Annotated in this window: 14 protein-coding genes; 5 read left to right on the forward strand and 9 right to left on the reverse strand. The window is 62.4% G+C overall.

Annotated elements, in window-relative coordinates; translation table 11 throughout:
* The first annotated feature begins 17 nt into the window (after positions 1-17).
* The 3 genes from AMA01_RS09130 to AMA01_RS09140 are packed head-to-tail and all read left to right on the forward strand — an operon-like array spanning position 18 to position 2,891.
* Positions 18-785 (forward strand): glucose 1-dehydrogenase, encoded by a 768-nt coding sequence (locus AMA01_RS09130; RefSeq protein WP_067850211.1) that lies wholly within the window; start codon positions 18-20, stop codon positions 783-785.
* A 16-nt stretch (positions 786-801) separates the two neighbouring features.
* The gene (locus AMA01_RS09135; protein WP_067850213.1) at positions 802-1,953 is read left to right on the forward strand and encodes an iron-containing alcohol dehydrogenase family protein; all 1,152 of its coding nucleotides are present in this window, start codon (positions 802-804) and stop codon (positions 1,951-1,953) included.
* Positions 1,954-1,982: 29 nt separating this feature from the next.
* On the forward strand, positions 1,983-2,891 hold the full coding sequence (locus AMA01_RS09140; RefSeq protein ID WP_067850215.1) for an aldo/keto reductase: 909 nt from the start codon (positions 1,983-1,985) through the stop codon (positions 2,889-2,891).
* Between the two features lie 27 nt (positions 2,892-2,918).
* On the opposite strand, the gene AMA01_RS09145 is transcribed toward AMA01_RS09140, so the two are convergent.
* Positions 2,919-3,815 carry a hypothetical protein gene (locus AMA01_RS09145; protein WP_067850297.1) on the reverse strand — a complete coding sequence of 299 codons (897 nt, stop codon included), beginning with the start codon at positions 3,813-3,815 and terminating at the stop codon, positions 2,919-2,921.
* Positions 3,808-4,863, reverse strand: a complete 1,056-nt coding sequence (locus tag AMA01_RS09150; RefSeq protein ID WP_067850217.1) for a phosphodiester glycosidase family protein — start codon at positions 4,861-4,863, stop codon at positions 3,808-3,810. The genes AMA01_RS09145 and AMA01_RS09150 overlap by 8 nt, the downstream gene beginning before the upstream one ends.
* Before the next feature lie 206 nt (positions 4,864-5,069).
* Between AMA01_RS09150 and AMA01_RS09155 the strand changes: the two genes are divergently transcribed.
* Positions 5,070-5,705, forward strand: a complete 636-nt coding sequence (locus tag AMA01_RS09155; protein WP_067850219.1) for an O-methyltransferase — start codon at positions 5,070-5,072, stop codon at positions 5,703-5,705.
* 7 nt (positions 5,706-5,712) lie between these two features.
* Here the strand turns inward: AMA01_RS09155 and AMA01_RS09160 are convergent, their stop codons facing one another.
* The 6 genes from AMA01_RS09160 to AMA01_RS09185 form a co-directional block, all read right to left on the reverse strand.
* On the reverse strand, positions 5,713-7,080 hold the full coding sequence (locus AMA01_RS09160) for a D-alanyl-D-alanine carboxypeptidase family protein (RefSeq protein WP_067850221.1): 1,368 nt from the start codon (positions 7,078-7,080) through the stop codon (positions 5,713-5,715).
* 177 nt (positions 7,081-7,257) lie between these two features.
* Positions 7,258-8,265, reverse strand: a complete 1,008-nt coding sequence (locus AMA01_RS09165; RefSeq protein ID WP_067850223.1) for a COX15/CtaA family protein — start codon at positions 8,263-8,265, stop codon at positions 7,258-7,260.
* A gap of 30 nt (positions 8,266-8,295) precedes the next feature.
* Positions 8,296-8,616, reverse strand: coding sequence for a cytochrome aa3 quinol oxidase subunit IV (gene qoxD / locus AMA01_RS09170; RefSeq protein WP_067850226.1), 321 nt, complete (start codon positions 8,614-8,616; stop codon positions 8,296-8,298).
* 1 nt (position 8,617) lies between these two features.
* Positions 8,618-9,253 carry a cytochrome (ubi)quinol oxidase subunit III gene (locus tag AMA01_RS09175; protein ID WP_067850228.1) on the reverse strand — a complete coding sequence of 212 codons (636 nt, stop codon included), beginning with the start codon at positions 9,251-9,253 and terminating at the stop codon, positions 8,618-8,620.
* Between the two features lie 3 nt (positions 9,254-9,256).
* Positions 9,257-11,221, reverse strand: coding sequence for a cytochrome aa3 quinol oxidase subunit I (gene qoxB / locus AMA01_RS09180; RefSeq protein ID WP_067850230.1), 1,965 nt, complete (start codon positions 11,219-11,221; stop codon positions 9,257-9,259).
* Positions 11,222-11,265: 44 nt separating this feature from the next.
* A complete protein-coding gene (locus AMA01_RS09185; RefSeq protein WP_082744100.1) occupies positions 11,266-12,105 on the reverse strand; it encodes a cytochrome c oxidase subunit II in 840 nt (279 codons plus the stop codon).
* Between the two features lie 411 nt (positions 12,106-12,516).
* On the opposite strand from AMA01_RS09185, the gene AMA01_RS09190 reads away from it, so the two are divergent.
* The gene (locus AMA01_RS09190; protein WP_067850234.1) at positions 12,517-13,215 is read left to right on the forward strand and encodes a uracil-DNA glycosylase family protein; all 699 of its coding nucleotides are present in this window, start codon (positions 12,517-12,519) and stop codon (positions 13,213-13,215) included.
* Here AMA01_RS09190 and AMA01_RS09195 read toward each other — a convergent pair.
* The gene (locus AMA01_RS09195; protein ID WP_067850299.1) at positions 13,192-13,914 is read right to left on the reverse strand and encodes a metallophosphoesterase family protein; all 723 of its coding nucleotides are present in this window, start codon (positions 13,912-13,914) and stop codon (positions 13,192-13,194) included. The two genes, AMA01_RS09190 and AMA01_RS09195, sit on opposite strands and share 24 nt — an antisense overlap.
* Positions 13,915-13,981 lie beyond the last annotated feature (67 nt).

Consider the following 13,981-nt stretch of genomic DNA (forward strand, 5'->3'; position numbering starts at 1 on the left):
CAAAGAAGGTGAACCTTATGGACACGCGTGTGGCCATTGTGACAGGGGGCGGCCAGGGCATCGGTCGCGCCATCGCGAAAGCCTTCTGGGAGGACGGCTGGCAAGTCGTCATCGCGGAGGTGGACGAGGAGGCGGGCCGCGAGGCGGAAGCAGAACTGGCCGGCGGCGAAGGCAGACTACAGGCTCTGTTCGTGCAGACCGACGTGGCGGATGAATCTTCGGTGCAGTCGCTCATCCGCCAGGTGGACGAAGCGTTTTCGAGGCTCCATCTCGTCGTCAACAACGCCGGGCTTGGCTTCCCCGGCGTACCCGTGGAAGAGCTGCCCACCGCTGCGTGGGACCGCATTCTCGGGGTGAACCTGCGCGGGCCGTTTCTCATGGCCAAGCACGCCGCGCCGCTCCTTCGCAAGACGCGCGGATGCATCGTCAACATCGCCTCCACGCGGGCGCTCATGTCGGAGCCCAACACGGAGCCTTACTCTGCCTCCAAAGGCGGCGTGCTCGCGCTCACACATGCCTTGGCCGTGAGCCTGGGCCCGGACGTGCGCGTGAACGCCATCTCTCCAGGGTGGATCGAGGTATCCGAGTGGAAAAAGTCATCGCAGCGAGCGGAACCGGATTTGCGCCCCATCGATCACGCCCAGCACCCGGCTGGGCGCGTCGGCCGGCCCGAGGACATCGCGGAAGTGTGCAGGTTCCTCACATCGGATGGCGCCTCGTTCATCACCGGGCAAAACTTCGTAGTGGACGGCGGCATGACCATTAAAATGATCTACGCGGAATGACGAAGGGACGAGCCTGATGTTTTCCTATTCCATTCAGACGCACATCGAGTTCGGCGAAGGCGCCGTCGAGCAGCTCCCGGAGCATCTGGTGGCCCGAGGGTTTGGGCGCCGCCTGCTCCTCGTGACGGATCCGGGGCTGGTGCGGGCCGGCGCGGCGGATCGCATCGCGGGCCTTCTCGCTCGCGCCGGATTTGTGCCCCGGGTGTTCGCCGAGGTTCGGCCCAACCCGGACGAAGCCGTCTGCTTCGCCGGCCGGGACGCCTTCTTCGAACACCGCGCCGACGGCGTCGTGGCCGTGGGCGGCGGCAGCAGCCTGGACGCCGGTAAGGCCATTGCGCTGCTCGCGCGCCAGGGCGGCACGCCGAGCGACTATGCGCTCAACCGCCGTCCGTACGGCCCGCCGGCGCCTGTCTGCGCCGTGCCCACCACCGCCGGGACGGGCTCGGAAGTGACGAGATCGGCCGTCATCACGGAACAGGGCACGCACCGAAAGCTCACCCTGAAGCACGAATTACTGCGCCCGCCCCTCGCCGTGTGCGATCCGGCCCTCACCGCGAGCCTCCCGCCTGACGTGACGGCCCACACCGGCGTCGATGCGCTGGTGCACGCCATTGAAGGATCCACGTGCAAGGGCGCGCACCCCATCGCGCAAGCCTACGCCCACGAGGCGCTCGGCCTCATCTATCGTGCACTGCCAAACGCTGTCAAACAGGGCGATCCGGCTTCGCGACACGACATGCTGCTCGGCAGCCTGCTTGCGGGTCTCGCGTTCGGATCGACGGATGTGGCCTCCGTGCATTGCCTGGCCGAGGCCCTGGGCAGTCTGTACGATACGCCGCACGGCCTGGCGAACGCGGTGATGCTTTTGCCGACGCTTCGTTACAACCTGCCCTACGCGGTGGAGCCGTACGCCTGGGTCGCGCGGGCCATGGGCCTGGCGCGCGACGAGGATCACGCCGAGCGCGCGGCGGAAGCGCTCCTCGGGGGACTTCGCACTTGGCTCGAGGGCCTGGGCATTCCAAAACTGCGGGATCTGCCGGGCGTGAATCCGTCGGACTTCGACCGCTTGGCGGAACTCGCGTGCGAGAACACCTCAACGCCGAGCAACCCGCGCCCGATGGGGGCGCACGACTATCGCGACGTGCTCGAGATGGCCTTTGCAGACTGACGCCATGAGCTTCCGAGGAGAGATAGTAAATGCGCACAGCCGCACTTGGACGGAGCGGTATCCAAATCAGCGAAGTGGGCCTCGGCTGCATGACCCTGCCCGCCGACAGGGCCGAGGCCGTCCGCATCATCCGCGAGGCTGTCGATCTCGGCATCACCTTTTTCGACACCGCGGATCTGTACGGGCAGGGGATGAACGAAGAGGTGGTCGGTGAGGCGCTTGCGCCTGTGCGCCAGCGCGTCATCATCGCCACCAAGGTGGGGAACCGGTTCGAGCCCGGCAAGCCCGGGTGGACGTGGGATCCGTCGCCCGCTTACATCGAGCGGGCGATTGAGGCCAGCCTGCGGCGCCTGCGCACGGACTACATCGACCTGTACCAGTTGCACGGCGGCACGATGGAGGACCCGTTCGACGAGATCGTCGCGCTGATGGAGCGGTTCGTCGAGAAGGGCATCATTCGCGCGTACGGCATCTCGTCCATCCGCCCGAACGTCATTCGCCGCTACCTGAATGGCTCGAACATCGCGACCATCATGATGCAGTACAGTCTGTTGGATCGCCGGCCGGAGGAGTGGTTTCCGGAGATCGAGGCGAAGGGCGTGGGGGTCATTGCGCGAGGGCCCGTGGCGAGCGGGTGGCTCAGCGGCAAGAAGGCGCCGAAACCGGATGACACGTACCTCGGCTACGGGGCGGCCGATCTCGCCCGCGCGCCGCAAATCTTGCGGCAGATCGCGCCGGATCGAACGCCAGCCCAGGCCGCCATCCAGTTTTCCGTGGCGCCAAGCGCCGTCTGCTGCGCGGTCCCTGGCGCATCGCGGATGGCGCAACTGGGCGAAAACGCGGAGGCGGGCAAGCTTCCGCCGCTCACGGACGCGCATATGGCGCGCCTGCGCGAGGCGTACCCGGCCAACGTGTACACCGACCACCGCCCCACGTGACGCTTCGCACGGCGGCTCAGACCGGCGTCAGGTGGGCGCATTCACCTGCACGGCGCCGCTGTCCGTCACCTCGATGTTCGCGGCCAAGGTTGGCGTCGCGAGCGTCTTGACGAGCGTGGAGGCGCCCGTGGAGGCGTCGTACCTGTACACGGACGTCACGAGGCCCTGGCTGTTGATGGCGCCGTAGTACAGCGTGTTTCCGACGACCGCGACGAGCGCCGCGTCGCGCTTGATGAGGCGGATGGTGCCCTGATCGTCGAGCGACAGTACGTTGAAGCTTCCGTCCGCGTAATCCTCGAAGTACAGCTTGCTGCCCGTCTGCGTGATGGCAATGTTTTTGATATAACGGCCGCCCGTCGGCACGAGCGAGACGTTGCTCATGGTACCGATGTGGTACAGCGAGCTCGATTCGCCACTGTTGATGAGAATGTAGATGTCGTTCGTGTACGTGCTGAACGTGATCTTCGTGAACGAGGCGTTCGACGGCAGCCCCTCGAAGCGCGTGACGATGGTCTGCACGCCGCTCGGCACGTCCACCGTCTTCAGTTCAAGGTCGCCCGGCTGAACTTCTTCGCCCACGAACAGGCGCTCGTCCTCAATCCATTCGACGTACTGAACCGTATAAGGATTGTTCGCCGCGCACAGTTCCTGTTTGCTGGCGAGATCCATGACGTGCAACACGTTCTTCGAATCCAGATATGCGGCGTACTGGCCGTCCGCCGACACGGTGACAAAGCGGTACTGCTGTTTGAGCGCCGCAATTTCCTTCTGTTCCGCCTGCTCCTGTGCCGGCGATACGGTGATGTTGTCCACCGCATTGGCGCTCGATCCTAGCAGGCGGTTGTAATGGTAAAAGAGAGGCAACTGCAGCGCCGTGATGACCGCTGCGATGCCCACCAGCTTCGGCCACACGCGGTTAGCCACGCTTTCCACCGCCTTCCGGCATCACCACGATGGAGGTGGCCACCGCGCGGGCGCCAAGGATGTCGACGGGCCGATTCCACATGCGCCCTTTGTACACGAACGTGGCGGACGATCCTCCGTCCAAGTTGGCGGCGATATCCGCGTGGAACTGCAGCATGATCCGCGCGACGTCGGCAAAGCTCGCGCCGACGTCATTGGGCCCCGTGGCGTATCGCCCATCCGTCACGAGCAGGATGACGGTCCCGTCTTTCGTCTGGCCAATGGCTGTGCGCGGGTTCACCGCGTAGTTTTCGGCAGAGACGGTTGGCTTGCCGTTTTCCACGAGCACCGGGCCAAACCCGACGCACTGCCACACGTCGAGCGAGCGCAGCTGATTGAGCGAATACGTGCCCGCAATCATTTGGCCCTCCTTGGTAAAGGCGATCACCGGCTGCGGCTGACTGGGCGATCCCGTCATGGAGACGAGCTTCCCGTCCGTGATGGTGATGCCCTGCGGATAGGCGCCCGTGCCCTGCCAGTTGGTGTCGACAAAGCCGCCCGCGTTGATGCCCGCAATGGCGCGAGAGTCCTGCACCATCTGCATGACCGTCTCGCCGCGCACGTGCAAGTACTTGGTCGCCACCACGCGGATGCGCTTCGGGTCCTTCACCAGAAGGACAAACGCGGTGAAGGTCGGCTCGTGCAGCGTGATCATCTGCACGGTCGGATCGTTGATGTGGCTGAAGTCGCGACGCTGGATGTCCTGGATGGGGATGGTCGGCCCGCTCAGGTTGTCCGGTAGCGCATACTTCTTGATGGTCGCCTCCGGCACCAGGTAGAGGGACATCGGCCGCAAGAGATACGCGTGCCGAGTCTGATCCACACTTTCAATGATGTACTTCTTTAAATTTGTAAATGGACCCTCAAAAACCCAAAGAACTGTGGACACGTAGCCAAACACCAGCGTGAACGCCACGTACAGGAGCGCGCGCAAACCCCGGCGCGGCTTCCGCGTTTCCGGGCCCTTCGGCTTCTCCCGACGTGTGCGCGTTGGTCGACGCTCGTCCATTCTGCGTATTCACCCATTTCGGCCCGTAGGCGCCTTTGATTGGGCAACGGCCTGGGCCGCGCCCACCGCGCAATCAACAACATTCTAATCCGAAAGCGCATCCGCACCAACTGGTAGACGGCAAAGAATTGACGTGCGTTCGCGCAGGCGTGACAGTCCGCTTCAAACTTCGTACACTCGCATCGTATGCAAAGGAGGGACTCAGCTTGTCCGAACCGCAACATCGCGACGCGTATCTTGAAGCTGTTCTGCCGCCCGATCCAGCCCGCGACGCCATCAGGCGCGACCTTCTGGAGCGCGGGTGGCCCGACATGTGTGTGCCCCTGGCACTCGGCCGGTTGCTCACGCAGCTGGCCATGGGCTCGGTCTCCGCAATCGAAATCGGCACGTACGCTGGCTACAGCGCCATCTGCATCGCCCGCGGCCTATCCCCCGGCGGCCGTCTTCTCACGCTCGAGTCTCGCCGCGAGCACGCGGCACTCGCCGCGCAACACATCGAAGCCGCGGGACTTGGCGATCGCGTCGAGATCGCCCTGGGCGACGCCGCGGAGACGTTGGCTCATCTCCGCGCGAACGAGCCGCGCTTCGATTTCGCATTCGTCGACGCTCACAAGCCCAGTTACCCGCGCTATCTGGACCTTCTCCTGGATCTCATGCGCCCCGGCGGCCTCATGGTCTTCGACAATGCCTTCGGGCGAGATCGCGCGCTGGATCCGTCGGCCACAAGTCCGACGCCCACGGCGCTCAGGGAACTTCACCGCCGATTGTTCGAAGACGAGCGGCTCGTGAGCACGCTCTTGCCCATGTTCGACGGCGTGGCCATCGCGCGCGTTCGGCCGTGACGAGCTACTACCTGCGGCCTCGTCGCGCGCTCTGCCAGGACTCCTGCCATGGCTGAACGCGCACGACGCGCCCGCGCGCGGACAGGCGCGACCGTCTGCGCCGACGCCACCCAAACACCAGAGCCGCCATCAGGACCACTGCCGCGCCGGTGCGCGCAGCAAGATTGGCCCATGGAATGGGCTTTGGCACGGGCTGGTATGGCTCCGCGAGCACCAGCGGCACCGCGCCGAGCTTTTCGCCCGTCGACGCATCGACGAGATCGAGTTCCCCCGCCACCGTCCCCTTCGGCGCCGCAGGGAGCGGCGCCTGCTCGTGCAACACTTTCTCCACATCGAGAGGGTGACCGATGGGCACCGTGGCAAGGACCGGCTCCGACGTGATGACGGCATCCAGTCCGTCGCGCGCCCTGACAAAGCCCGCCCGATACCCCGCAGGCAGGATGGGCTGCGTCTCGTAATGCGCAAACGCGTAATTCAGCAGGTTTGTGGCGTCCTGGCGAATTTCACCGTCGGTAGGGCAGTCCATGAGCACGGCGAGAAACGTCGTGCCAGCTCGCTTTGCAGCCACGACGAGCGTTTCGTGGGCCACACTCGTAAATCCGGTTTTGACGCCGATGGCACCGGGATACGTGAAGAGCATGCGATTGAGGTTTGTGAGCGTCGCTTGCCACGCGGTCCCCTTCCAGACGAACGAGCGCGTGTCGACGATGGCGCGAAACTCGGGAATTTGCATTGCCGCGCGCGCGATCAACGCCATGTCGTACGCCGTGGTGACGTGACACGGATCCGGGAGTCCACTGGGATTCACGAAATGCGTGTGCGTGGCACCCAGCGCTCGCGCCTCCGCGTTCATCATGTCCGCGAAATGCGCCACGGACCCGCCGTACTGCTGGGCGATCTCGACAGCGGCATCGTTGGCAGAATCAATGAGCAGGCCGTCGAGGAGTTCCTTGAGCGTCGCCTTCTCCCCGACGCGCATGTACAGCTTGTCCGGCGGCTGACTGACCGCGTCTTCCGAGGCCGTCAGCACGTCGTTTAAGTTCCCAAGCCGCAGAGCGAGAAGCGCCGTCATGATCTTCGTGATGCTTGCGGGATAATGAGGCGCATTGGGGTCTTTGGCGTAGACCACGGCGCCCGTATCCATGTCCATCACCACGGCTGCCTGAGAAATAATAGAAGGCCACGAGGAAGCGTCTTCTCCAACGACGTAGGGGATGGAACCGCTTTTGACGTCCAGCACGTCTTCGCGGGGAATGAGCGACTCGGCCGCGACGGGTGGCGTGGAGCGTTCCGCCCGCACCGCGGGATCGCAGGCCGCCAGCGACGCGGCCGCTGCCAGCGCGGCGAACCCAAGGCGGATGAGACGTGATGTCATGCGACCGAGCCACCTCCAGCATTGTGTTACCTGAACCTGCGTTGCGCATGTGCGCTCTAATGTCCTAGTTTAGAGGTTTCATCCGGCGTTTGGCTAGTGCCGCATTTGACCATTCAACCGCGAAAAAGAGCCTGTCGGCGCCAAACGGCGACCAACAGGCTCCTCGAGTTGTCGATTTCAATGCGCCGTTCGCTCTCTGCCCACATCCACCGCGCTGCGGCTTGCGGCAGGTACAAACGGAGGCACGGTCTGAAACGCTACAAACAGGAGCGATACGAACAACCCGGACACAATGGAAACGTGCAACATGAACGCTTGGATGCTCACATGTGACGCAATGAGGTAAAGACCGGAGAACGCTTGAAGCACGACGAACACCAGGGCGAACAGGGCACCGCGAAACAAGTCCGGGCGCTCCCCTTTGAGCCGGTTGGTCCACGCCACGAGTACGATCATCCAGACGACCAAGAACAGCGCGAACGAACGGTGCACCCAATCCAGCAAAAGCGCGTGATGAAAGTCGTAGATCCCCGACTCCGCCGGAAACGGCAGCCCCCGAAACGCATCGCCCGCGCCGCTCGACGAGATGTACGCCCCGATGTACATGTCGAGATAGAGAATCGGCACGCCAAGCCACGCAAACCAGCGAAAGCCGACGCCCGGGGCCGGATCACGCAACGGCAGTTTGATGCCCGTTGCCAAATACTCGTCGTAGACGCGCTCGGCCCGGCGCACGTAAATGGCCAATAGCACGGTGCAGGCAAAGGCCAAAAGCGACACGCCGAAATGCGTCGCAATCACCGAGGCCGGCTCACTGTACACCACCGCGAGCCCACCGAGGACCGCCTCGAGGAGGACGAAGAAGATGCTCAGGGCCACAAACAGCTGAATCTCGCGCCATCCCCGGTACCGCAGTAAGGCGCCCACCGCGGAGACGAGCAGCAGAATCGTGAGGATGGGCACACCCACCCGATGCATGAACTCGATGAACATGCTGAGCGACTTCTCGAGGGCCTGGAGGCTCGGGAGAAACTGTCCATTGCACAGAAACCACTCGTGGCCGCAGCCGAACGCCGAGCCCGTGTACGCGTCCAGGAAACCGATACCGTTCACGATGAAGTTCTGCACCGCCGACAGAATGGCGATGACGAACACGAATACGCCAAAGCCGCGGCTCCTGATCATCTTCTCACCCCCCTCGCGGCCCTCGAAACGTCATGCAACGATGGATTTAAAGGTCATGATCCAGATGGATCCTCCCACGACGCAAAACACGATGAACAGGCCAAAGTAGATGGCCGGGACCTGCCAGGCGCGATCGTCACTCTCGGTGAAGTGCATGAACATGTACAGCTGAACCAAGAGCTGCCCGACGCCGAGGATGACGATGATGGTGATGACGAGCGCCGGCGGTTGGTGCGTCGCGAGCGCCAGCCAGAAGGCAATGGCCGTCAGCAACACGGATAGAAACAGGCCGAGGACGTGCTTCCAGGGGAAGCCCTCCTCGCGGTGGAACTTGTGCTCCTTGGCTTCCACGTCAGATCACCTTCCCGGTGAGGTATACGACCGTAAAGATGAAAATCCAGACGGCGTCGAGGAAGTGCCAGTAAATGCTCCACAAGAACACCTTGCGCGCGGTGGCTGGCGTGATACCGCGGCGCAGGAGCTGAATCACGAGCAGGGTGACCCACAACAAACCAACGGTGACGTGGCTTCCGTGTGTGCCGACCAGGATGTAAAACGCCGACAGGAACCCGCTCCGCTGAATCGTGGCTCCAATCCCGACGTCGTGGATGAACTCGCTCACCTCGAAGCCCAAGAACACAAGGCCAAGCGCCATGGTCACAAGAATCCAGCCAATGACGGCATTGCGATGACCTCGCCGCATTTCATATGTGGCAAGGCCACAGGTGAACGACGAGAACAACAGCGCGATGGTTTCAATTGTAAAACCCGTGACGTCAAATAGCTGCTGCGATGTGGGTCCGCCGGCGACGCGGCCATGCATCACAATGTACGTCGCAAACAAGCTCGAGAACAGGATCATGTCCTGTCCAAGGAAGAGCCAGAACCCCGTGACACGAAGGCTGTTTTCTTCCTCGTGATACTCGAGCGGAACGTTGGGGTCCACGGGGTGGTGATCCCCGTGAACCGCCGTGTTCGCATTCGACATGCGTTACAACCTCCCCGCCGCGGCCTCGGTCTGTTCGATCTCCTCGACCGGGATGTAGTGCGAGTCGTCATACTCGAACGAGCGCTGCGCCATGCAGATGAGCACGCCCACGAAGCCGACGATGGCCAAGATCCACCACTGGAACACGAACCCCGCGCCCAGGATGAAGAACAGAGCGCTCATGATGAACGGACGGCCCGAATTGTTCGGCATGTGAATCGGCCGGAACGGCACGCCCTTCGGCCCGTTGATGGACTCGCCGTTTTGCTTCATCAGCCACCAGGCGTCGCGGCCCTTGACCGTCGGAATGATGGCGAAGTTGTAATGCGGCGCAGGCGAAGTCGTCGCCCACTCGAGCGTGCGGCCATCCCACGGATCGCCCGTCGTGTCGCGCTCGCCGTAGCGCGCGCTCCACAGGATGTTGTAGACGAAGATGATGAACGCCACGCCCATGAGGAAGGCGCCGATGGTCGAGATCAGGTTGACGACACCCCAGCCGTATCCAGCCGGATACGTGTACATCCGCCGCGTCATCCCCATGAAACCGAGGAAGAACTGCGGGAAGAAACAGATGTTAAACCCAACCATGAACGTCCAGAAGTGCCAACGCCCCAGCTTCTCGTTGAGCAACACGCCAAACATCTTCGGCCACCAGTAATACAGGCCGGAGAACACGCCGAACACCGTACCGCCGATGAGCGTGTAATGGAAGTGCGCAATCAGGAAGTACGAGTTGTGATACTGGTAGTCTGCCGGCGGCACAGCCAACATGACACCCGTCAGACCGCCGATGAGGAAGTTCGGGATGACACCCAAGCTCCACAGCATCGCGGTCGTAAACTCCAGCCGCCCTTTGTGCATAGTGAAAATCCAGTTGAACACCTTGACGCCTGTCGGAATGGCGATGGCCATCGTCGAGACGCCGAAGAAGGAGTTCACGCCCGGGCCTGCGCCCATGGTGAAGAAGTGGTGCACCCAGGTCACGAAGCTCAGGATGGCGATGGCCACCATGGAGACCACCATGGCGGAATACCCGAAAATCCGCTTGTGCGAAAAGGTGCTGATGACCTCGGACATGAGCCCGAAGATGGGCAAGATGACGATGTACACCTCCGGGTGACCCCAGAACCAGAACAGGTTCACGTACTGCATCGGCGCACCGCCGCCGTTCACGGTGAAGAAGTGCGATCCGAAGTCGCGATCGATCAGCAACAGCGCCAGCGCCACGGCGAGCACCGGGAACGCGAACAGGATGATCACAGACGTCACGAAGACGGACCACGTGAACATCGGCATGCGCATGAACGTCATGCCCGGCGCGCGCATCCGCAGGATGGTCACCAAGAAGTTAATACCGGTCGCGATGGTACCGATACCGGTGATGGACAGCGCCACCAGGTAGTAGTTCTCACCGGGGCCCGGATCGAACTGGTTCTCGACGTAAGGCGGATAGCTGGTCCAACCGCCATCCGGCGAACCACCGACGACGAAGGACAGGTTGAACAACATGGCTGCGAAGAAGAACAGCCAGAACGAAATGGCGTTCAGATACGGGAACGCGACGTCGCGGCATCCAATCTGCAGCGGCACGGCCACGTTGAAGAAACCGATGATGGCCGGCATCGCCATGAACAGGATCATGATGGTGCCATGCGTGGTGAAGATCTGATCGTAGTGATCCGCACTCAGGAAGTGCATGTTGGGCCACGCGAGCTGTGCGCGCATCAGGAGGCCGTCGGTGCCTCCGCGGAACAGCATCAGGATGGCCGCAATCATGTACATAATGCCGATCTTCTTGTGATCGACCGTCGTCAGCCACTCGTCCCAGAGCCACTTCCACAAGCGGAACTTGGTGAGGACCGCCACGATGCCGAGCGACGCACAAATGATCAAGAAGTCGGACAGCCAAATGAGCGGACCTTCGTCGAGCATGAAGAAATGTACGGCCCAGTTGACCACTCCGTGCATGCTCGCTTCCCCTTTCATCCCTGAATTCGCGTCTGCGAACGAGCTTACTCTGGCGTCGTCGACGAGAAGGTCAGCTTGCCGATGAGACCAGGTTGGTTGATCTGCGCGTCGGCTTGCTGCGTCAACTTCGGCGCGGTCTGCTGAACGCTCTTGACCCAGTTCTCAAAGTCCGTCGGCGAGAGCGCGTTGACCGTGAACGTCATATGGGCAAACCCGCGCCCGTTGTACTGCGCACCGCGCCCGAGATAACTGCCTGGGTGGTCGGCTTCAAGCCACAGTCTCAAATCCATGTGCGGCATCGTGAATTCCATGCCGCCGAGCGCAGGCACCCAGAACGTGTTCATCGGCCCGCTCGAGGTGAGCTGGAAATTGACTGGGACGCCCGCCGGGATGTCCACGTAGTTAACCGTCTCGATGTTCTGAGCCGGGTACTTGAACACCCACTTCCACTGTTCCGAAATGACGTCGATGGTGATGGACTTGCCCACGACCTTGGCCGTCGCCGCCTCGACCTTCGGCGGGTAGACCAGCTTGTACGTCACGGCGACCGTCGGAATGGCGAGGGCGATCACGACCAGAATCGGAATCACGGTCCACAGGGTCTCGAGCTTGGCGTTGCCCTCGATCTCCGGCGGCACGTAATCCGCGTTGTCAGGCCGCGCCCGGTACTTGATGATCACCCAGAAAAACAGGATGAACACGGCCAGGACGACAAGCAGCATCAAGATGAACGAATAGATGATGAGATAATACTCGCTCCGAGCCACTGGCCCCTGCGGGCTCAGAACCGGCCAATACTTCGGGCTGTCGCATCCCGTGAGTGCGAGTACCGTAAAACCAATGAGCGCAATCAGTCCTCCCACTCGACGCCCTTTTGGCTTCATCGTCGCTTTCGTCTCCCTTCTGTCCTTTCTGTTGCGAAACTTCCGCGGCGCCCCCCGTTTGCAGACGACGATCGACAACGAAACCATCCGACCGGAACGATTGCACGCATCGCAGTCTGCGGGCCATTGCGGCGCGCTCCATCGCCAAGTTGATGATACCACTTGACCCGACATATTTCGCGGAGCGGCACGCTTGACAATATGACGATTTTGAAAAACGTTCAATAAGCAAAACATACCCCGGCCGATAAGCGGCGGACCTGTTTGCCCTCCGCTTGGTCGCATGGCGCCACAAATCCCGCCACCTAGTATTGCTTGTGGGCAGGCAATTTAAACCATGCTACAATGGACCTAACGGCCTGCGCCTCACGAAGGGCGCGTCTTTCAATCGGAGCAAAGGCGGGAAGTTGCATGGAACAAGTGAACGCGTTTGCCGACCTGGTGGAAATCCTGTCCCGGGACTTCCGAGTGCCGGATATCGTGCTCGACACGTCGACGGTGCTCTTCATCTTAGAATCGCCGCACATCCAGGAACTTGTCCATGGCGCTCCCGTGGCGGGATCGTCCGGAGCGACCATGTCGCGCCACATCTTTGGAGCGGAATATGGACACGCTCCGCTGGGACGAATGGTGAAGAAGAATGTGGAGACCGGTGCGAAACGCCCGCGCCTTTCCGCCATTGGTCTCATCAACGTGTGCAATATCCCAATGCAGGCGGCTGCCTATCCCCGCGACATTCAGATGCGGTACGCGGATTGGTTCGTGGCAATGAACGCAGTCCGCACGCAAAATCAGAAGTGGTCATTCGCGGACCCGCGCGAGCAGGACATTCAGTCCTATCTCGCGATGAGCTTGCGTCGAAAGCTGGAGGCTTATCGGGGCCGCGCCGTCACGCTGGTTCCGTGTGGGCGGTTTGCGCAGAAGTTCTTCGCGCTGGCCGACGTGGCGGACGCGGCGTGGGACGTGATCGACGGCGTGCCGCACCCTTCGTACAACAGCTGGGATCGCGCGCAATACGCCAGAGCCGTGGAGCGCGTGGTCGAAGCCGTGGGCCTGGCCGGCGCGGAGCTCGCCGTCCAGCTTGAGTCAGACGGGTCGCGCGGCGCGTAACACCCGCTTCATCACGTCAGCCGCCGGATAGCCGATCTCGTCGTACCACCTGCACGCGGCCTCCACGTCGTATGCAACCCGGCGATGTTCCACGCGGAACGCGTCCCCATCCACGTGCAGGATGACGTATGACGCCTGGGGCACACCGTCGAATGGCATGCCGACGCTGCCGAGGTTGACGACGGTCCTCCCACGGACATCGCGGACGTATGGCACGTGAATGTGGCCGTACAGGTATAGCCTCGCGCCCCGCCCGGCGATGATGCGCGATTCGATGTCGTCATCCGGCGCGTCGGCCGCCACCACCGGAAACGGATCGAGCGGCGTGGCGTGAAAGGCGAGCCAGCGCCCGAACGGAGACTCCTCCTCGAGCAAAAGCGGCAAGTTGGCGAGGTATTCGAGTTCCGCTCGGTCGAGCAGCCCCCGTGCGAACGCTGCCTCCTCGTCCATGCCGGCGCGCCGCTCCTCCGGCGCCTCGCCCGTCCGCACCCCGCGCACCACCCATTCGTCGGCGTTGCCGCGGACGACCTTGTCCGCCAGCTCGGCGACCTTCTGCACGCACGCCTTCGGCGCATAGCCCCGAAAGGCGAGATCGCCGAGCACATAGACGCCATCGCACCCGACGCGCCGAAGGTCGCTGATGACCGCATCGAGCGCCAACTCGTTTCCGTGCACGTCTGAGAAAATCGCGAGTCGCATCGACACTCCCCTTCCCATCGTGATCACGTCCATTGTACGCGTTTCCATCTGGACGATCACGGCAACG

The organism is Alicyclobacillus mali NBRC 102425 (genome assembly GCF_001570745.1).
Classification (GTDB): domain Bacteria; phylum Bacillota; class Bacilli; order Alicyclobacillales; family Alicyclobacillaceae; genus Alicyclobacillus; species Alicyclobacillus mali.

Excerpts from the sequence above, each read along its gene's own strand:
- AMA01_RS09190 (WP_067850234.1), top strand. The coding sequence starts at position 12,517 with ATGGAACAAGTGAACGCGTTTGCCGACCTGGTGGAAATCCTGTCCCGG.
- AMA01_RS09175 (WP_067850228.1), bottom strand. The coding sequence starts at position 9,253 with ATGTCGAATGCGAACACGGCGGTTCACGGGGATCACCACCCCGTGGAC.
- AMA01_RS09185 (WP_082744100.1), bottom strand. The coding sequence starts at position 12,105 with ATGAAGCCAAAAGGGCGTCGAGTGGGAGGACTGATTGCGCTCATTGGT.
- AMA01_RS09130 (WP_067850211.1), top strand. The coding sequence starts at position 18 with ATGGACACGCGTGTGGCCATTGTGACAGGGGGCGGCCAGGGCATCGGT.
- AMA01_RS09150 (WP_067850217.1), bottom strand. The coding sequence starts at position 4,863 with ATGGACGAGCGTCGACCAACGCGCACACGTCGGGAGAAGCCGAAGGGC.
- AMA01_RS09140 (WP_067850215.1), top strand. The coding sequence starts at position 1,983 with ATGCGCACAGCCGCACTTGGACGGAGCGGTATCCAAATCAGCGAAGTG.
- AMA01_RS09165 (WP_067850223.1), bottom strand. The coding sequence starts at position 8,265 with ATGATCAGGAGCCGCGGCTTTGGCGTATTCGTGTTCGTCATCGCCATT.
- AMA01_RS09195 (WP_067850299.1), bottom strand. The coding sequence starts at position 13,914 with ATGCGACTCGCGATTTTCTCAGACGTGCACGGAAACGAGTTGGCGCTC.
- AMA01_RS09160 (WP_067850221.1), bottom strand. The coding sequence starts at position 7,080 with ATGACATCACGTCTCATCCGCCTTGGGTTCGCCGCGCTGGCAGCGGCC.
- AMA01_RS09135 (WP_067850213.1), top strand. The coding sequence starts at position 802 with ATGTTTTCCTATTCCATTCAGACGCACATCGAGTTCGGCGAAGGCGCC.
- qoxB (WP_067850230.1), bottom strand. The coding sequence starts at position 11,221 with ATGCACGGAGTGGTCAACTGGGCCGTACATTTCTTCATGCTCGACGAA.